General features: G+C 63.7%; 16 protein-coding genes. 10 read left to right on the forward strand and 6 right to left on the reverse strand.

Features of this window, described 5'->3' with window-relative positions; translation table 11 throughout:
* Positions 1-131 precede the first annotated feature (131 nt).
* On the reverse strand, positions 132-776 hold the full coding sequence (locus ABZ728_RS02485; protein ID WP_366654089.1) for a rhomboid family intramembrane serine protease: 645 nt from the start codon (positions 774-776) through the stop codon (positions 132-134).
* A 127-nt stretch (positions 777-903) separates the two neighbouring features.
* Between ABZ728_RS02485 and ABZ728_RS02490 the strand changes: the two genes are divergently transcribed.
* Positions 904-1,779, forward strand: a complete 876-nt coding sequence (locus ABZ728_RS02490) for a DUF1848 domain-containing protein (RefSeq protein WP_366654091.1) — start codon at positions 904-906, stop codon at positions 1,777-1,779.
* 32 nt (positions 1,780-1,811) lie between these two features.
* Here ABZ728_RS02490 and ABZ728_RS02495 read toward each other — a convergent pair whose 3' ends face one another.
* Genes ABZ728_RS02495 through hrcA form a run of 3 tightly spaced genes read right to left on the reverse strand, consistent with a single transcriptional unit; the run spans position 1,812 to position 3,815 of the window.
* A complete protein-coding gene (locus ABZ728_RS02495) occupies positions 1,812-2,081 on the reverse strand; it encodes a hypothetical protein (RefSeq protein WP_366654092.1) in 270 nt (89 codons plus the stop codon).
* A 10-nt stretch (positions 2,082-2,091) separates the two neighbouring features.
* A complete protein-coding gene (gene grpE / locus ABZ728_RS02500) occupies positions 2,092-2,760 on the reverse strand; it encodes a nucleotide exchange factor GrpE (protein ID WP_366654093.1) in 669 nt (222 codons plus the stop codon).
* Positions 2,757-3,815: a heat-inducible transcriptional repressor HrcA gene (gene hrcA / locus ABZ728_RS02505; protein WP_366654346.1), complete on the reverse strand. Its 1,059-nt coding sequence runs from the start codon at positions 3,813-3,815 to the stop codon at positions 2,757-2,759. The genes grpE and hrcA overlap by 4 nt, the downstream gene beginning before the upstream one ends.
* A 220-nt stretch (positions 3,816-4,035) precedes the next feature.
* Here hrcA and rph point away from each other — a divergent pair, with 220 nt between their 5' ends.
* A complete protein-coding gene (rph, locus tag ABZ728_RS02510) occupies positions 4,036-4,773 on the forward strand; it encodes a ribonuclease PH (RefSeq protein WP_366654094.1) in 738 nt (245 codons plus the stop codon).
* A gap of 29 nt (positions 4,774-4,802) precedes the next feature.
* Here the strand turns inward: rph and ABZ728_RS02515 are convergent, their stop codons facing one another.
* The gene (locus ABZ728_RS02515; protein WP_366654095.1) at positions 4,803-5,672 is read right to left on the reverse strand and encodes an NAD(P)-dependent oxidoreductase; all 870 of its coding nucleotides are present in this window, start codon (positions 5,670-5,672) and stop codon (positions 4,803-4,805) included.
* Positions 5,673-5,946: 274 nt separating this feature from the next.
* On the opposite strand from ABZ728_RS02515, the gene rdgB reads away from it, so the two are divergent.
* On the forward strand, positions 5,947-6,585 hold the full coding sequence (gene rdgB, locus ABZ728_RS02520) for an RdgB/HAM1 family non-canonical purine NTP pyrophosphatase (RefSeq protein ID WP_366654096.1): 639 nt from the start codon (positions 5,947-5,949) through the stop codon (positions 6,583-6,585).
* A gap of 1 nt (position 6,586) precedes the next feature.
* On the forward strand, positions 6,587-7,825 hold the full coding sequence (hemW, locus tag ABZ728_RS02525; RefSeq protein ID WP_366654098.1) for a radical SAM family heme chaperone HemW: 1,239 nt from the start codon (positions 6,587-6,589) through the stop codon (positions 7,823-7,825).
* 72 nt (positions 7,826-7,897) lie between these two features.
* Here the strand turns inward: hemW and ABZ728_RS02530 are convergent, their stop codons facing one another.
* Positions 7,898-9,133 carry a penicillin-binding protein activator gene (locus ABZ728_RS02530; protein WP_366654099.1) on the reverse strand — a complete coding sequence of 412 codons (1,236 nt, stop codon included), beginning with the start codon at positions 9,131-9,133 and terminating at the stop codon, positions 7,898-7,900.
* An 89-nt stretch (positions 9,134-9,222) separates the two neighbouring features.
* Here ABZ728_RS02530 and rsmI point away from each other — a divergent pair, with 89 nt between their 5' ends.
* From rsmI to ABZ728_RS02560, 6 genes are all read left to right on the forward strand, one after another.
* On the forward strand, positions 9,223-10,209 hold the full coding sequence (gene rsmI / locus ABZ728_RS02535) for a 16S rRNA (cytidine(1402)-2'-O)-methyltransferase (RefSeq protein ID WP_366654100.1): 987 nt from the start codon (positions 9,223-9,225) through the stop codon (positions 10,207-10,209).
* On the forward strand, positions 10,206-10,589 hold the full coding sequence (locus ABZ728_RS02540) for a YraN family protein (protein ID WP_366654101.1): 384 nt from the start codon (positions 10,206-10,208) through the stop codon (positions 10,587-10,589). Before rsmI ends, ABZ728_RS02540 begins: the two co-directional genes overlap by 4 nt.
* A gap of 86 nt (positions 10,590-10,675) precedes the next feature.
* Positions 10,676-11,311 carry a BON domain-containing protein gene (locus ABZ728_RS02545; RefSeq protein ID WP_366654103.1) on the forward strand — a complete coding sequence of 212 codons (636 nt, stop codon included), beginning with the start codon at positions 10,676-10,678 and terminating at the stop codon, positions 11,309-11,311.
* Between the two features lie 48 nt (positions 11,312-11,359).
* Positions 11,360-12,232 (forward strand): tetratricopeptide repeat protein, encoded by an 873-nt coding sequence (locus ABZ728_RS02550; protein WP_366654104.1) that lies wholly within the window; start codon positions 11,360-11,362, stop codon positions 12,230-12,232.
* Between the two features lie 71 nt (positions 12,233-12,303).
* Entirely contained in the window at positions 12,304-13,260 is a 957-nt protein-coding gene (gene gshB, locus ABZ728_RS02555) for a glutathione synthase (RefSeq protein WP_366654105.1), read from the forward strand.
* 112 nt (positions 13,261-13,372) lie between these two features.
* Complete coding sequence (locus ABZ728_RS02560) at positions 13,373-14,920, forward strand: YifB family Mg chelatase-like AAA ATPase (protein WP_366654106.1); 1,548 nt, start codon at positions 13,373-13,375, stop codon at positions 14,918-14,920.
* Positions 14,921-14,956: the final 36 nt, after the last annotated feature.

Consider the following 14,956-nt stretch of genomic DNA (forward strand, 5'->3'; position numbering starts at 1 on the left):
ATCTCGAATTTGCTCCGTCGGGCCGGATGGCATGATCGCGTGGGCCATCGGATCGATGACCGTGCGATCGCCTGGCCGCCCCTACGATCACTGTGGATATAAGCGCGGCCATTCGGGCCTGCAACCAGCCATCATCGTTGCAATGTCACGAACGGCAGGAAAAATCCGACGACGAAGCCGCCGATATGGGCTTGCCAGGCGATGGCGGCGCCGTTAGCGGTCAGCCATTGCCCGCCGATTCCGATAACGAGATTGGCGGCAATCAGGATAAGCGCCATATTGATGGCGAAACGCCGGCGGGCCGAACCGGGCACACTGGTAATGACCATGGTCGCCAATACCGCTCCGATGCAGCCCGAAACGACGCCTGAAGCGCCGAACATCACGCTGAATTCGCCCCAACTCGCCAGCAATTGTGCCGCCGCTCCGCCGATCGCACTGGCCGCGACCAGCAAAACGAAACGCGACCGCCCCAGCATGCGCTCGGCCATACTGCCGAAGGCCAGCAGAAATCCGGCATTGGCCAAAATATGCAGCCCGTCTCGATGAATCAGCGCGTGGGTCAGAAGAGACGGCAGCGTCGCCCAGAATTCAGCCGATCCCGGATGCTGGAAAGCGGCGGCGAACCGTATCGGAATGACGCTGCCATTGATGACAATCCATTGGTGCAGCGTCTGGCCGCCGATCTGCAGCAGAAGGAATACCGCCCCGATCGCCGCCAGGTATATAAGCGTGATCGGGGGCACATTGAAGGCCGGGCCGCCGGCCGGCGGCAAAGCACCGCCCCCGTCCCGTTGAGAGGGACGAGTGCGAAAAGGGTTCGGTTCGGCATTCATGCGGACAGTATACCTATGACAACGGACAGGTCACGAATTGAGGCTCCTACCGGAAAGGTGAGCACGAATGATCGTTTCCGCCAGCTATAGAACCGATATTCCGGCCTTTTACGGGCCCTGGTTCCGCCAACGCCTGTCAGAGGGGTATTGCATGGTTCCAAACCCGTATGGCGGGCGGGACTACCGGGTGGATCTGACGCCCGCGGGCGTTGACGGATTCGTCTTCTGGACCCGCAATCCGGCACCGTTCGATGCGGCGCTGGACGATGTTCGACGCATGGAACGGCCGTTCGTCGTGCAGATGACGATCACCGGCTATCCCCGGCCGCTTGATCGATCGGTGATCGCGCCGGATCGCGCCATCGCACTGGTCCGCGATCTTTCCGATCGCTTCGGCCGACGCGCCGTCGTTTGGCGCTATGACCCGGTGCTGATTTCGGATCTGACCCCGCCGACCTTCCACATCGATACCGTGGACCGGCTGGCATCGGCGCTGGCCGGGTCGGTAGACGAGGTCGTGCTGTCGATGGCGACGATATACAAGAAGACGCGGACCAATCTCGACCGTCGGGCTCACCTGGACGGATTTGCATGGCGTGATCCTGATTTGACAGAAAAACAGGATCTGCTGGCCCGACTGGGCGGCATCGCAGCCCTCCACGGCATGACGCCGACGGTGTGCTCGCAGTCCGATCTGGTCACCGGGACCTTAAAGTCGGCCCGCTGCATCGACGCGGTACGGCTCTCCGATCTGGCCGGCCGGCCGCTCAAGGCCCCGGTGGCCGGCAACCGGCCCGGCTGCCTGTGCGCCCGGTCACGCGATATCGGCGTCTACGATACCTGCCCGCATGGATGCGTCTATTGCTATGCTGTTCGCAACCGGGACAAGGCGCAGGCCAATCACGCTGCGCATGCCCCGGGTGCACCGTCGCTTCGTCCCTGATCACATGCTTCTTATGATGCGCGGCACGTCCGCTATCGGTCGTCCCGGCCCTCGATATCGTCGTGGCCGTGGCGAGCGGAATAGAACGCCAGCGCCATAAGCCCGCCGCCCAGCAGCAGGGTGAAGACCGCCCCCAGAGCGAGGGCGATCAGGCCATGGGTCGATATGGCCGTGCCGCCGAGCGACGCCCAGATCTGCCAGGCGCCGGCAGTCCCGGCGCCGAGCAGGACGATCAGTACGATGATGATCGTCCAGGCGCCCCGGCTCAGGTGGCGGATGCTCGGCCAAAAGTCACGCCACATTCATTGATCCTCAGGCTGATGTGTCGACCCGCTGGGGCGGTTCACCGCTGGCAGCCACGGCAACCATCGCCGCCCGCAAAAGCCGCCCGTGGATGACGTAGCCGGGCGCCAATACCTGCACGACGGTGCCGCCGGGTTTGCCTGTCGCAGGAACTTCCATCATCGCCTGGTGGAAATTCGGGTCGAACTTCTCGTCCTGCGGATCGATCCGGGTGATGCCATGACGGTCAAAGGTGTCGATCAGGCCCTTTTCCGTCGCGGCAACGCCATCGACGATCTTTCGCAGATCCTCGCTGGCTTCGATCGTCTCTGCCGGCACCGCATCGAGGGCACGGCGCAGATTGTCGGCCACATCCAGCAGATCGCGCGCCAGCTTGGTCACGGCATATTTGGCCGTGTCTTCCTTTTCGCGTTCCGTCCGACGACGGATATTCTCGGTCTCGGCCATGGCGCGCAGAGCCTGATCGCGCAGCTTTTCGTTCTCGGCCGTCAGGCGGGCGATTTCGGCAGCGGCGTGATCGCTCTCGCCGTTGGCGTCTCCGGCATCGGATGCCGATTCGCTACCGGCCTGAGCACCGCCACCTGTCCGATCTGTCCGGTCTTCCGATTCCGGGTTTGCCGTGCCGGGCGCCGCGTCTTCGGCGGCCGGGTCAGTCCGCTTCGATTGTCCTGTACTCATCCTGTATGCTGCTCTTTTCTGTCCCAGAGTAGTCGGCCGATCAGCTTCGCGGTGTAATCGACCATCGGAATGATGCGCGCATAGTTCAGCCGGGTTGGACCGATCACGCCAATGGCGCCCACGATATGCTCCTGGCTGTTCTTATAAGGGGCGATCACCATGGAACACCCCGTATTGCGGAAGAGATTGTTCTCCGCACCGATGAATATCTGAACCCCATCGGCGGTGCCGGTCGCTTCCAGCAGCCGCGCCATGGCGTCCTTTGTTTCGAGCACCTCGAACAGGGTCTTGACCCGCTCCAGGTCGTCCAGTGCCGTAACGTCGGACAGCAGTCGGGATTGCCCCTTGACGATCAGGGTCCCGCCCGATCCGCCGTCGGTATAGGTGGCCAACCCGGCGTCGACCAGCTTTGCGGTCAGGCTGTCGAGTTGATCGCGCTGGCGCTGTGCTTCGTCGGCCACCTCCTTGCGGATCTCCGAGACCGTACGGCCGATGATCCGGCTGTTCAGATAGTTGGAGGCCTCGACCAGCGCCGATGGCGGCATGCCTGCCGGAATCTCCAATACCCTGTTTTCGACCAGACCGTCCTGATTGACGAGTACGACCAGTGCCCGTCCGGGCGACAGATGGACGAATTCGATATGTTTCAGCGGCCGGTCGCTCTTTGGTGCGACGACCAGACCGGCAGAATTCGTAAGTCCGCTCAGCGCTGTCGTCGCATCGCTGAGAACATCGCTCATCGACCGTTCGGCCGTAGCGCATTGAGCTTCCAGATTGCGCCGTTCCTCCTCGCCGACATCGCCGATCTCGAGCAGGCCATGGACAAACAGACGCAAGCCCAGATCCGTCGGTAACCGTCCTGCCGACGTATGCGGGGAGGCGATCAGTCCGAGATCCTCAAGATCCGCCATCACATTGCGAATCGTCGCGGGCGACAGATTGAGGCCCAGTCGACGCGAGATCGACCGCGAACCAATGGGTTCGCCCGTCTCGACATAGGCGTCGACGATATGTCGGAATATCTCGCGCGATCTCTCGTTGAGGTCGGCGAACATATCCTTGTGTGGCGGTAGCAGATCTTGAACCTGTGTCATGGCATTACGCCCGCTATGTAGGGACACCGCGTCACTGCGTCAACGTCGGTCAGCATCAAGAGAATGCCTGAAAAGCGGTAAGGTCAAGGCGCCTGAACGGTGCATCTGACGGTGCGTCTGGACGGGAGGGCCCTGAAGCGATAGCTTGCGGCCACCCAATCACAAGACGCGCGTGGCCTCCATGTCCATAGTATCCCGCCCTTCGGGGCGTGCTTCCGACCAGCTTCGGCCCATTACGCTGGAAACGAATTTCAGCAAACATGCCGAAGGGTCGTGCCTGGTTCGTTTCGGCGATACCCATGTCCTGTGCACGGCGTCGGTGGAAGCCCGCGTGCCATCCTTCCTCAAGAACACCGGCAAGGGTTGGGTGACGGCGGAATATGGCATGCTGCCCCGGTCGACCGACACGCGCACCGATCGCGAGGCCGCGCGCGGCCGCCAGACGGGGCGGACACAGGAAATCCAACGGCTAATTGGCCGGAGCCTGCGCGCCGTCACCGATCTGAAGGCGCTGGGCGAATATCAGGTCAAGCTTGACTGCGATGTCATCCAGGCCGACGGCGGCACCCGAACGGCGTCAGTGACCGGCGGCTATGTGGCTCTGGCACTGGCATTCCGACACATGGTGCGAATCGGTGCCATCACCCGCGTGCCACTGACGGGCCGGGTCGCTGCGGTATCCTGTGGGCTGTGGCAGGGTTCCGCGCTGCTCGATCTCGACTATGCCGAGGATAGCACCGCCGAGGCCGATGCCAATTTTGTCATGACGGATGCCATGGGGATCGTCGAGGTCCAGGGAACGGCCGAAGCCGATCCGTTCAGCGAATCGGACTTTCTGGCATTGCTGTCACTCGCCAAGAAGGGCATTGCCGAACTGGGCGTCCTTCAGGAGGCGGCGATCGAATCCGCGGCCCCCTGAGGCGGTTCTGAACGCGGCCTTGCCGATCTTCAGCTTTCGTCCCGCAGCACCGCGATGAGGCTGGACGTGTCGTATCGGTTGCCGCCCTTTGCCTGAACATGGGCATAGAACTGGTCGACCAGGGCGGTGACCGGCACGCGCGCCCCGTTGCTGCGTGCTTCTTCCAGGACGATTGACAGATCCTTGCGCATCCAGTCGACGGCAAAGCCGAAATCGAACTCGTTTTTCAGCATGGTTGGGCCGCGATTGTCCATCTGCCAGGATTGGGCGGCGCCCTTGGAAATGACGTCCAGCACCTTTTCGCCGTCCAGCCCGGCTTTCTGGGCGAAGTTCAGGCCTTCAGAAAGCGCCTGGACGAGACCCGCGATGCAGATCTGGTTGACCATCTTGGTCAACTGGCCAGCGCCGCTTTCACCCATCAGCTTGCATGACTTGGCAAAGCAATCGATCGCCGGCTTCACCCGGTCGAACGTCGCCTGATTGCCGCCGCACATGACCGTAAGGGCACCGTTTTCCGCGCCGGCCTGGCCACCTGATACCGGGGCATCGATGAAGCCGATGCCGGCATTGTCGCAGCGCTCGGCCAGTTCCCGCGCGAGATCGGCAGACGCAGTCGTGTGATCGACCAGAATCGTGCCGGAGGCCATTCCGGCCAGAGCGCCATCGTCGCCATAGACGACGGACCGGACATCGTCGTCATTGCCGACGCACATGAAAACGACTTCACATCCCTTGGCCGCGGAAGCCGGCGTCGCCGCGGCGGTAAGACCGTGTTCCCTGGCCAGGGCCTCGGCCTTGGACGCTGTCCGGTTATAGATGGTGACGTCGTGTCCGCCTTTGGCAAGATGGCGCGCCATCGGCGCCCCCATCACTCCCATACCCAAAAAGGCTGTCTTCATCGGATTTTCCTCGTCGTTCTGCATGCTTGGCCGTACTGGCGGGCCTACCGTCAGCGAGATATCACGGAACTGTAATCCCCTGGCGGTGGCGATCTTCGCGGCAGAACATAACATACGAAGGACCGTCGACAGAAAGGCACCGCATTTCGCATGCGAATACCTGCTTTGGAGCAATCGGCCGACCTCCGGCCTTTCGCGGTGCTGGTATCCGCGCTAAGGGAAGCAAGCGGCACCGTCGACATCGACGATTGCCGAAGAACTGGAGGTAAGACCAATGGCCCGACATTTTTCCGGCGATACGCTCGTCATCGCGAGCCACAATCCGGGCAAGGTTCGGGAGATCGCCGATCTGCTGAAGGATCGGGTAGCCCGCTTTCCCGGCGCGGCCGATCTCGACCTGCCGGAGCCTGAAGAAACGGGAGCGACGTTCGTCGAGAACGCGGTCCTCAAGGCCCGATCCGCGGCCGACGGCTCCGGTCTGCCGGCGCTGGCCGACGACAGTGGCCTTTCGGTCGCCGCGCTCGGGGGTGCCCCGGGGTTGTATTCGGCCCGCTGGGCGGTTCGGCCCGATGGAACGCGCGACTTCGCCTTTGCCATGGAACGCGTCAGGCAGGAACTGGTGGCGGCCGAGAGCGAACGGGGTCTGGATCGGGGCCGGGACCGGCGGGCATCGTTCCTTTGCGCTCTGGCGCTGGCCTGGCCCGATGGCGACGCAGAGGCGGTGGTTGGAACGGTCGATGGAACACTCGTGTTCCCGCCGCGCGGACTGGCCGGATTCGGCTATGATCCGATTTTCCTGCCTGACGGCCATAGCTTGACCTTTGGCGAAATGGAACCCGACGCCAAGCATGCCATCAGCCACCGTGCCGACGCGTTCGCCAAAATGCGCGAGCTGTGTTTCGGAGGGCGTTGACATGCAGACGGGTGATGGCGGTATCGACAGTGCCGACGGGAGCAGTTTCGTCGGTGAGACCGACGGGATCAGTCTTGTCGGTGAAACCGACGGGGGCGGTTTCGGGATCTATGTCCACTGGCCGTTCTGTGCCGCCAAGTGCCCGTACTGCGACTTCAACAGCCATGTGCGCGATGATATCGACCACGCGGCCTGGTCCGCGGCCCTGGTCCGCGAGCTTGACCATTTCGCGCGCGAAACCGGCGGTCGGCGCGTGAATTCGGTCTTCTTCGGCGGCGGCACCCCGTCATTGATGGCGCCGGCCAGTATCGCGGCCGTCCTCGAAGCCGTTGATCGGTCATGGAAATTGGCGCCGGATATCGAAATCACTCTCGAAGCCAACCCGACATCGGTCGAGGCCGCGCGCTTTGCGGGTTTCAAGGCTGCCGGCATCAACCGTGTATCGCTGGGTGTACAGTCATTGATCGACGCGGATCTGGCGGCGCTGGGCAGACAGCATTCCTCTGCCGAGGCCCTTGCCGCCGTTGACGTGGCCTCGCGGCATTTCGATCGATTCAGTTTCGATATGATTTATGGGCGTCCGGGGCAGACGGTGGAAGCGTGGGCTGATGAATTGTCCGGCGCCATCAGCCGCATGGGCGATCATGCGTCTGCCTATCAGTTGACCATCGAGCCGAGCACGGTTTTCGCTGGCCGCTATCGCCGCGGCGAGCTGGTAATGCCCGACGATGAAATTCAGGCCGGTCTGTTCGAGACCACGCGCGCGCTTCTGACCGCGTCCGGCCGGCCAGCCTATGAGGTATCGAACCATGCCCGCCCGGGCCAGGAATGCCGACATAATCTGGTGTACTGGCGCTATGGCGACTATGTCGGTGTCGGCCCCGGTGCCCACGGACGGTTGACGCTGCCGGACGGACGCTATGGAACGCGCACCCATCGGGCGCCGGAAGTCTGGCTGGAACGGGTACAGACCGGCGGCCATGGCGAACAGCCGCGCGAATCGATCGCGCCGGAAGATCAGGTGGCCGAAGCGCTGATGATGGGCCTCAGACTGGCCGAGGGTGTCCCTCTGGCCAGGCTGGAACGCTGTGCTGGCACCCCCGCCACGCAGATTCTGGATATGGCGGCCGTGGCGGCGCTGACGGATGGCGGATATCTGGCACCCTCGCGCGATCGGCTGATCGCCACGGATGCCGGCCAGGCCGTTCTTGATTCCGTCCTCGGACGTCTCCTGGCTTAAGCCGTGGGGCCTGACCGGGCTCGTCCGCGCGAGAGCCGCCGGGCCGCGGCTCTCGCCAAAATTGACAGTCGGTTAGAACATCTCGCTCAGGAACGTCGTCGGCGCATCCTGCCGCAGGCGCGGGCCGTTCGGCGTAACCTCCAGAACGGCGAGGCCGCGATCGATGAGGCCATTGTTCTGGAACCGGAATATTCCGTCCAGGCCTGCGAAGCCGCCGGGATCGGTCAGCGATTGCCGTCCGAACGGGTTGCCCTGCGGCTGGCGGGCCAGGATGGCTGCCATGGCCACAGAATCATACGCCAGCGTTGCCAGCCTCTCCGGCGCGCTGCCGAAAGTCTGCTGATAGCGATTCTCGAAATCGCGCCGCAGATTCGGATTGGGCGCGGCAAACCAGCCGCCGTGGACAGCCTCGATCCTGCCGATGGCACTGTCGTCCCAAAGCCCGGTGCCAAGCATCTGCGTCGGACCGGCGGCTTCGAGGATAAGGGACGCGATCGATTCCAGGGCCTGACCTGCGGCGGGGATCATGATGGCGTCGGGGTCCGCGTTGACGACTTCGGCGACCCGGTCGGCCACGTCGCTGCCGTCGCTGCCATAATAGGCCGTCGTTGCCAGTGTGCCACCGCGCCGGTTGGCGGCGTCGTTCAAGGACTGGGCGATCAACCGGCCATAGCGGCTGCCGGGCGCGATGACCGCGAACCGGCTCAGCCCGTTCTCGACGCTGTGGGCGACCACGCGGTCGACCTGCAATTCCGGCAGCAGGCCCATGACGAAGACATTGCTGTCGGCGCGTTCGGCGTCGGTCGTATAAGCGACGACATTGATGCCGGCTGATCGCGCGACCGGACCGACTTCGGCGACTTCTTCGCCCGTCAGGGGCCCGAGGATCAGGTCAACGCCCTGATTGACGACATCCTGTGCTGCACGCGCGGCGCCGGCGGCCGATCCGCCGGTATCGACGGGAACCAGTTCAAATCGGTCGTCGGCGGCATCGAACATGGCCATCTGTGCGGCATTCAGCATCGATTGCCCCAGCTCTTCGGCGCGGCCGGAGAGCGGAAGCAGCAGGCCGACGAGGATCTTCTCGTCGTCAATGACACGGCCGAACCTGTCGGTTCGCTCGCGCGGCTGCTCGACCGGCTGATCGCTCATTGGCGGGCCGCTCTGAATCGTCGGACCGCACGCCGCAACCACGACCGTGACCACCGCCAGACCAAGGGTCTGCAGAGAGCGCATAAGGGAGTTCGACCAGCGCCATGGCGTCGGCCGTATCGAATCGAGGCTTTTCAGACCGATCGTCGATGTCACAGACCCGTTCCTCCTGTTATCGTAACCGTTGCCGATGGGGATGATCCCGATCGGCGGCCGCATACTTTGTTCCGCAACGTGGTTGCCCCATGCCCGATACCAGCGAGCCTTCCCAATCTGACGATGCCGCCCGGGAGTTGCCGGAATCGGCGCCGGAGAAGATCCCCGAAACAACCGGGGACGGACTGGCGTCTATCGTGCCGCAATTGAAGGTAAAGCCCCTCGATGCCGGGCTTTACCTCACGGCGATGCCGATCGGCAATGCCGAAGACATAACGTTGCGGGCGCTTCGCGTACTGTCCACTGCCGCCGTCATTGTCTGCGAGGATACCAGACACAGTGGCCATTTGTTGACCCGCTATGGTATTGATACGCCCAGAATCCCCTATCACGAGCATAATGCCCTGCGCATGCGACCGCAGATCCTCCGGCGCATGGCCGAGGGGCAGGCGGTGGCGCTGATCTCGGACGCCGGCACGCCGCTGATCTCCGATCCGGGATACAAACTGGTCCGGGAAGCGCAGTCCATGGGCATTTTCGTGACATCGCTGCCTGGAGCCAGCGCCGCGACCGCCGGGCTGATCGTATCCGGCTTGCCGAGCGACCGGTTCATGTTCGCCGGATTCCCGCCGCCCAAAGCGGCATCCCGCGATCGCTATCTGGCCGATCTGGCCGCGATCGACACGACCCTTATCTTTTACGAGTCCGCCCGCCGGCTTCCGGCCTGTCTCGCCGGCATGGCGGCCGCGTTCGGCGCGCGCGACGCTGCGGTCGTGCGTGAATTGACCAAGCGGTTCGAGGAAGTCCGGCGCGGGCCGCTGACCGATCTGGCAGCGCATTACCGCGACGAGGGGCCGCCCAGGGGCGAAATCGTCGTCGTGGTCGGGCCGCCGAGTCCCGAAAGTCTGCAGGCGGAAAAGCCCACTGCCGAAGAAGCCCTGACGGCGGCCTTCGCGACCGGTGCCTCGCTTCGCGACGCCGTCGACCGCGCTACGTCCGTCACTGGCCTTCCACGGCGGACAGTTTATGCGTCGGCTCTTGCCATGAAGCGCACCGACACCGACGGCGTTGCATGAAGCAGGGCGCGAGCGCGGCGGGAAGGGCCCGGCAAGGTGCCGAAAGGCGCGGACGTCTTGCGGAGTCCCTGGCGGCCCTGTGGCTGCGGGCAAAGGGGTACCGGATCGTGGCGCGGCGCTTTCGGTGCCGCGCCGGGGAAGTCGACATTCTCGTTCGGCGGGGAGACCTGCTGGTCGCCGTCGAAGTGAAAGCGCGCAGCCGATCCGATACGGCCCTCGGTGGCGTAACCGCAAGGCAGCGTCGGCGGATCGAGCGGGCCGTCTCGGCCTATTGCGCGCGTGCGGGGCTTTCACTGTCGGTTCGTTTCGATGTCGTGGCCGTCGACCGCTTCTGCGTACCCCGCCACCATGTTGATGCATGGCGCCCGGAAATAGGCTAAAGCTCGGTTGTCCATTAATGACTAAGCTAACGGATGTTCGCTGGGTTCCATCGCGGCACGGTTTTGGCAGCAAGGGTTATGAGACAATGAGATTTCCTGCGTTGGCGCCGGTCGCGGCCGGCGGTATTCTGGTCGCTGCTCTTGGCCTGTCCGGATGTGTGCCTGTCGCCGCCGTCGGTGCCGGTGCGGCTGCCGGTGCCTTCGCCGCTCAGGAATTCGGCGGCAGCATGTCGCCGGAAGACGCAGCCATCGCCGACAATATTGCCGATCGGTGGAACGCGGTCGACGCGGATCTGGCGTCGCGCCTGACGGTTACGGTTTCGGGCGGCCGCGCGCTTGTGACGGGCCGGGTTTCCAACCCCAACCAGCGTGTTGAAGCGATACGCGCTGTCTGGGACGATCCGGACGTGGTCGAAGTCATAAACGAGGTCCAGCTTGCCGATGATGCGGGTCTTGCCCAGGCGGCCAGGGACGGCTGGATCGGGGCGCAGCTTCGGTCGCGGCTGACGGTCGACTCGGCTGTACGCGCGATCAACTACTCCATTGATGTGGTTGATGGGGTTGTATACCTGATGGGTGCAGCGCGATCGGCTGACGAGCGGGACAGAGTTGTCAACAATGCACGTCAGATCCCTTATGTTTCCAGGGTGGTCGACTATATTTCCATGAGGGAGCCCGCGACCGGCACATCGGGAGACGCGTCGGGGGATGCGGGGACCTGAGGCGCGCACTCGCCACGATGCGATTGGAGAGCAGATTTGGGGGTCGGTATGGAATACGATGTACTGCCCGAAGAGGCCGTAACCCGGCTTGAACTGGCCGGCGCGGTCTCCGATCCGCCGGCCGACGGGGCTATAGACGTGGCGGAAACCGCACTCGCGCTGGCCATGTGTCGTCAGGGCAACACGGACCTGACCTGGTATCGGTCGCATCTCAGGACGTTGGGCGACGATGTCGGGACCTACTACGCCGCAGAGGTCGAGCCCTACGGCGTCGATCCGGCGGTCAAGGCGCTGTCGACGGTCATATCGGAACTCCACGGATATCACGGCGACCAGCTGACCTATGACGACAGGCAGAATGCCGACCTCATCCGCGTGATCGACCGGCGCAAGGGGCTGCCGGTGTCGCTCGGGCTCATCTACATGCATGCCGCCCGGGCGCAAGGCTGGTCGATTTCCGGGCTCAATTTTCCCGGACATTTCCTCGTGCGCCTCGATATCGAGGGAGAGCGCGCGGTCCTGGACCCCTTCGCGGGCGGCGCCGTGCTGTCGCCGATGGACCTGAAGGAAAAATACATCGGGATGCTGGGCGATCGGGCGTCTTTCGGGCCGTCCAGGTATCGCCCGGTTTCAGACCGCGATGTTCTGTTGCGACTGCAGAACAATCTGAAGCTGAGATATCTGCGCGACGACCGGCCCGATCGGGCGCTGAATGTCCTTGAGACAATGCTCAAGATCGCGCCGGACCGCCCCTTCCTTTTGCGCGAGGCGGCGCTGATGAAGGCGGAACTGCAGATGACCGGCGAGGCGATCGCCGCTCTGGAGCGCTATTTGCACCTGATCGATGCCGTCCCGGGGCAGGAAGTCGAGCGTCGTCAGATGTGGTCGATGCTGCGCGACCTGAAGGCCCGCCCCGTTTAGTCCCGCCTTTTCCGCCCCGCTCCGGCCGGAACGGCCGGCACTTGCCGCGCCCGTGAACCAGGAATAGTGATATGAGTCTCTCCGTCGCGATCCAGATGGATCCCATCGACAACGTCAACATCGACGCCGACAGCACGTTCGCGATGGCGTTGGAAGCTCAGCGCCGCGGGCACCGTCTCTGGCACTATCTGCCTCAGGACCTCACTTTCGATGCCGGTGTGGTGCGCGCCGCGGCCCGCCCATTGAGTGTCCGCGCGGCGCAGGGCGATCACTTTACGCTCGGGGACAGCGAAAAGCTGGATCTGGCAAACGTCGACGTTGTGCTGATGCGCCAGGACCCGCCCTTCGACATGGGCTATATAACCGCGACCCACATTCTAGAGCACATTCATCCGGACACGCTGGTCGTCAACGATCCCTTCGAGGTCCGCAACGCGCCGGAAAAGCTGTTCGTCACCCATTTCATCGATTTCATGCCGCCGACCGTCATCACGAGCAGGCGCGAGGACATCGAGGCGTTTCGGCGTGACCATCGCGACATAATCGTCAAGCCGCTGTTCGGCAACGGCGGCGCCGGCGTCTTTCACCTGAAGCCGGATGACGAAAACCTCGGCGCCCTGCTCGAAATGTTCACGCAGATGTACCGCGAACCGGTCATCGTTCAGAAATACCTTCCCGAAATCAGGCAGGGCGACAAGCGCATCATCCTGATCGACGGTGAGCCAGCCGGCGCGGTGAGCCGCATACCGGCGGACGGCGAGAGCCGGGCCAACTTCCACGCCGGCGGCCGGGCCGATCGTGCCGATCTCACCGATCGCGAGCGCGCCATCTGCGAGCGCCTGGGCCCGGAACTGCGTAAGCGGGGCCTGATATTCGTCGGCATCGATATGATCGGCGACTATCTGACCGAAATCAATGTGACCTCACCGACAGGCATTCACGAGATCAACCGACTCAACGGCGTCAAGCTGGAAGCAAACCTCTGGGACGCCATTGAAGCGCGAAAGGCCGAAGCGCCGAAAGCCTGACGCCCCGGGCGACCTATCGGCGTAATTGTTTTTCCGATCCATTCCTCGCGCCTTGATTGTTTTCGGTTGCAATCGTAGTCTCCCATGGGTGTAACTCAGGGGAGAGCTTGCAGTGGTCGCTCGGATAAGCACAGTAGCGTTCCAGGGCATTGATACGCGCACGATCGAAACGCAGGTGCAGCTATCCGGCGGTTTGCCGGCCTTCACCATTGTCGGTTTGCCCGACAAGGCCGTCGGCGAAAGCCGGGAGCGCGTTCGCTCGGCGCTGCTGGCCATGGGGCTGTCGCTGCCGCCCAAGCGGATAACCGTGAATCTGGCTCCGGCGGATGTCGCCAAGGAAGGAAGCCATTTCGATCTGCCGATCGCACTGGGCCTGTTGGTGGCTACTGGCGTGCTCGCGGCGGAAGAAATGGAAGAGTATGTGGCGCTCGGCGAATTGGGTCTGGACGGGACGCTGCGCCCGGTCGCCGGCGTACTGCCGGCCGCGATCCATGCCAATGCAATGGAAAAGGGATTCATTTGTCCCGCATTCTGCGGGCCGGAAGCAGTATGGGCAGGCGACAGCGGAACCGGATTCGAAGTGCTGGCGCCGCCGACGCTTCTTCACCTGATCAACCATTTCAAGGGGACGCAGGTACTCTCCCGGCCGCAACCGACCCCCCTGGACGAGGCTGCGGCCGATCGCGGCGATCTCCGCGACGTCAAGGGGCAGGAATCGGCCAAGCGCGTCCTGGAAATCGCGGCGGCCGGTGGGCACAACCTGCTGATGGTGGGGCCGCCGGGTGCTGGAAAGTCGATGCTCGCCTCGCGTCTGCCGGGCCTCCTGCCAGAGACCGAACCTCATGAAATGCTCGATCTAAGCCGAATTCATTCCGTTGCCGGGATGCTCACCGACGGAAAGCTGGTGCGCCATCGCCCGTTTCGCGATCCGCACCATTCTGCTTCCTTGCCAGCGCTGGTCGGCGGTGGCAGCCGTGTCCGGCCGGGCGAAATCAGTCTTGCCCACCGCGGCGTTCTCTTCCTGGACGAGCTGCCGGAATTCAGCCGTCAGGCGCTGGAAAGCCTTCGTCAGCCGCTGGAAACCGGGCAGATCAGCATTGCCCGCGCCAATGCTCATGTGACCTTTCCGGCCCGTGTGCAGCTGGTTGCGGCGATGAATCCGTGCCGGTGCGGCTATCTCGGCGATCCGGGGCGGGCCTGCAGCCGCGCACCGCGCTGTGGTCAGGACTATCAAGCCAAGGTATCGGGCCCGATCCTGGACCGGATCGATCTCCATCTCGAGGTGCCCGCTGTTTCCGCTGCCGATCTTTCGTTGCCGCCACCACAGGAGGGGACGGCGGAAGTGGCCGCCCGCGTGCGACGGGCGCGGGCGATCCAGACACGACGTTATGCCGCCCATAACCAGGGCCCTACGGCCTCATTTGTCGAGACCAATGCCGATGCCGATGGTCAACTGCTCGGGAATGTGGCGACACCCGATGCCTCGGGTCGAGCGCTGCTGGCGGACGCCGCCGACAGATTCCGGTTGTCGGCCCGCGGTTGGCACCGGCTGCTCCGCGTCGCCCGGACAATCGCCGATCTCGACGGGTCGGAAACGGTGGGGCGGCCGCATATCGCCGAAGCCCTGGCCTATCGGAACAACGCGGTGGCGGTGGCGTGATGGCCAGCCGCGTCACGTCCGATATTCAATCAAAGG

Origin of the sequence: Fodinicurvata sp. EGI_FJ10296 (genome assembly GCF_040712075.1) — a bacterium.
In the GTDB taxonomy this organism is placed as follows: domain Bacteria; phylum Pseudomonadota; class Alphaproteobacteria; order DSM-16000; family Inquilinaceae; genus JBFCVL01.

Excerpts from the sequence above, each read along its gene's own strand:
- rsmI (WP_366654100.1), top strand. The coding sequence starts at position 9,223 with ATGCCCGATACCAGCGAGCCTTCCCAATCTGACGATGCCGCCCGGGAG.
- ABZ728_RS02515 (WP_366654095.1), bottom strand. The coding sequence starts at position 5,672 with ATGAAGACAGCCTTTTTGGGTATGGGAGTGATGGGGGCGCCGATGGCG.
- rdgB (WP_366654096.1), top strand. The coding sequence starts at position 5,947 with ATGGCCCGACATTTTTCCGGCGATACGCTCGTCATCGCGAGCCACAAT.
- rph (WP_366654094.1), top strand. The coding sequence starts at position 4,036 with ATGTCCATAGTATCCCGCCCTTCGGGGCGTGCTTCCGACCAGCTTCGG.
- ABZ728_RS02495 (WP_366654092.1), bottom strand. The coding sequence starts at position 2,081 with ATGTGGCGTGACTTTTGGCCGAGCATCCGCCACCTGAGCCGGGGCGCC.
- grpE (WP_366654093.1), bottom strand. The coding sequence starts at position 2,760 with ATGAGTACAGGACAATCGAAGCGGACTGACCCGGCCGCCGAAGACGCG.
- gshB (WP_366654105.1), top strand. The coding sequence starts at position 12,304 with ATGAGTCTCTCCGTCGCGATCCAGATGGATCCCATCGACAACGTCAAC.
- ABZ728_RS02545 (WP_366654103.1), top strand. The coding sequence starts at position 10,676 with ATGAGATTTCCTGCGTTGGCGCCGGTCGCGGCCGGCGGTATTCTGGTC.
- ABZ728_RS02550 (WP_366654104.1), top strand. The coding sequence starts at position 11,360 with ATGGAATACGATGTACTGCCCGAAGAGGCCGTAACCCGGCTTGAACTG.
- ABZ728_RS02490 (WP_366654091.1), top strand. The coding sequence starts at position 904 with ATGATCGTTTCCGCCAGCTATAGAACCGATATTCCGGCCTTTTACGGG.
- hemW (WP_366654098.1), top strand. The coding sequence starts at position 6,587 with ATGCAGACGGGTGATGGCGGTATCGACAGTGCCGACGGGAGCAGTTTC.
- hrcA (WP_366654346.1), bottom strand. The coding sequence starts at position 3,815 with ATGTTCGCCGACCTCAACGAGAGATCGCGCGAGATATTCCGACATATC.
- ABZ728_RS02540 (WP_366654101.1), top strand. The coding sequence starts at position 10,206 with ATGAAGCAGGGCGCGAGCGCGGCGGGAAGGGCCCGGCAAGGTGCCGAA.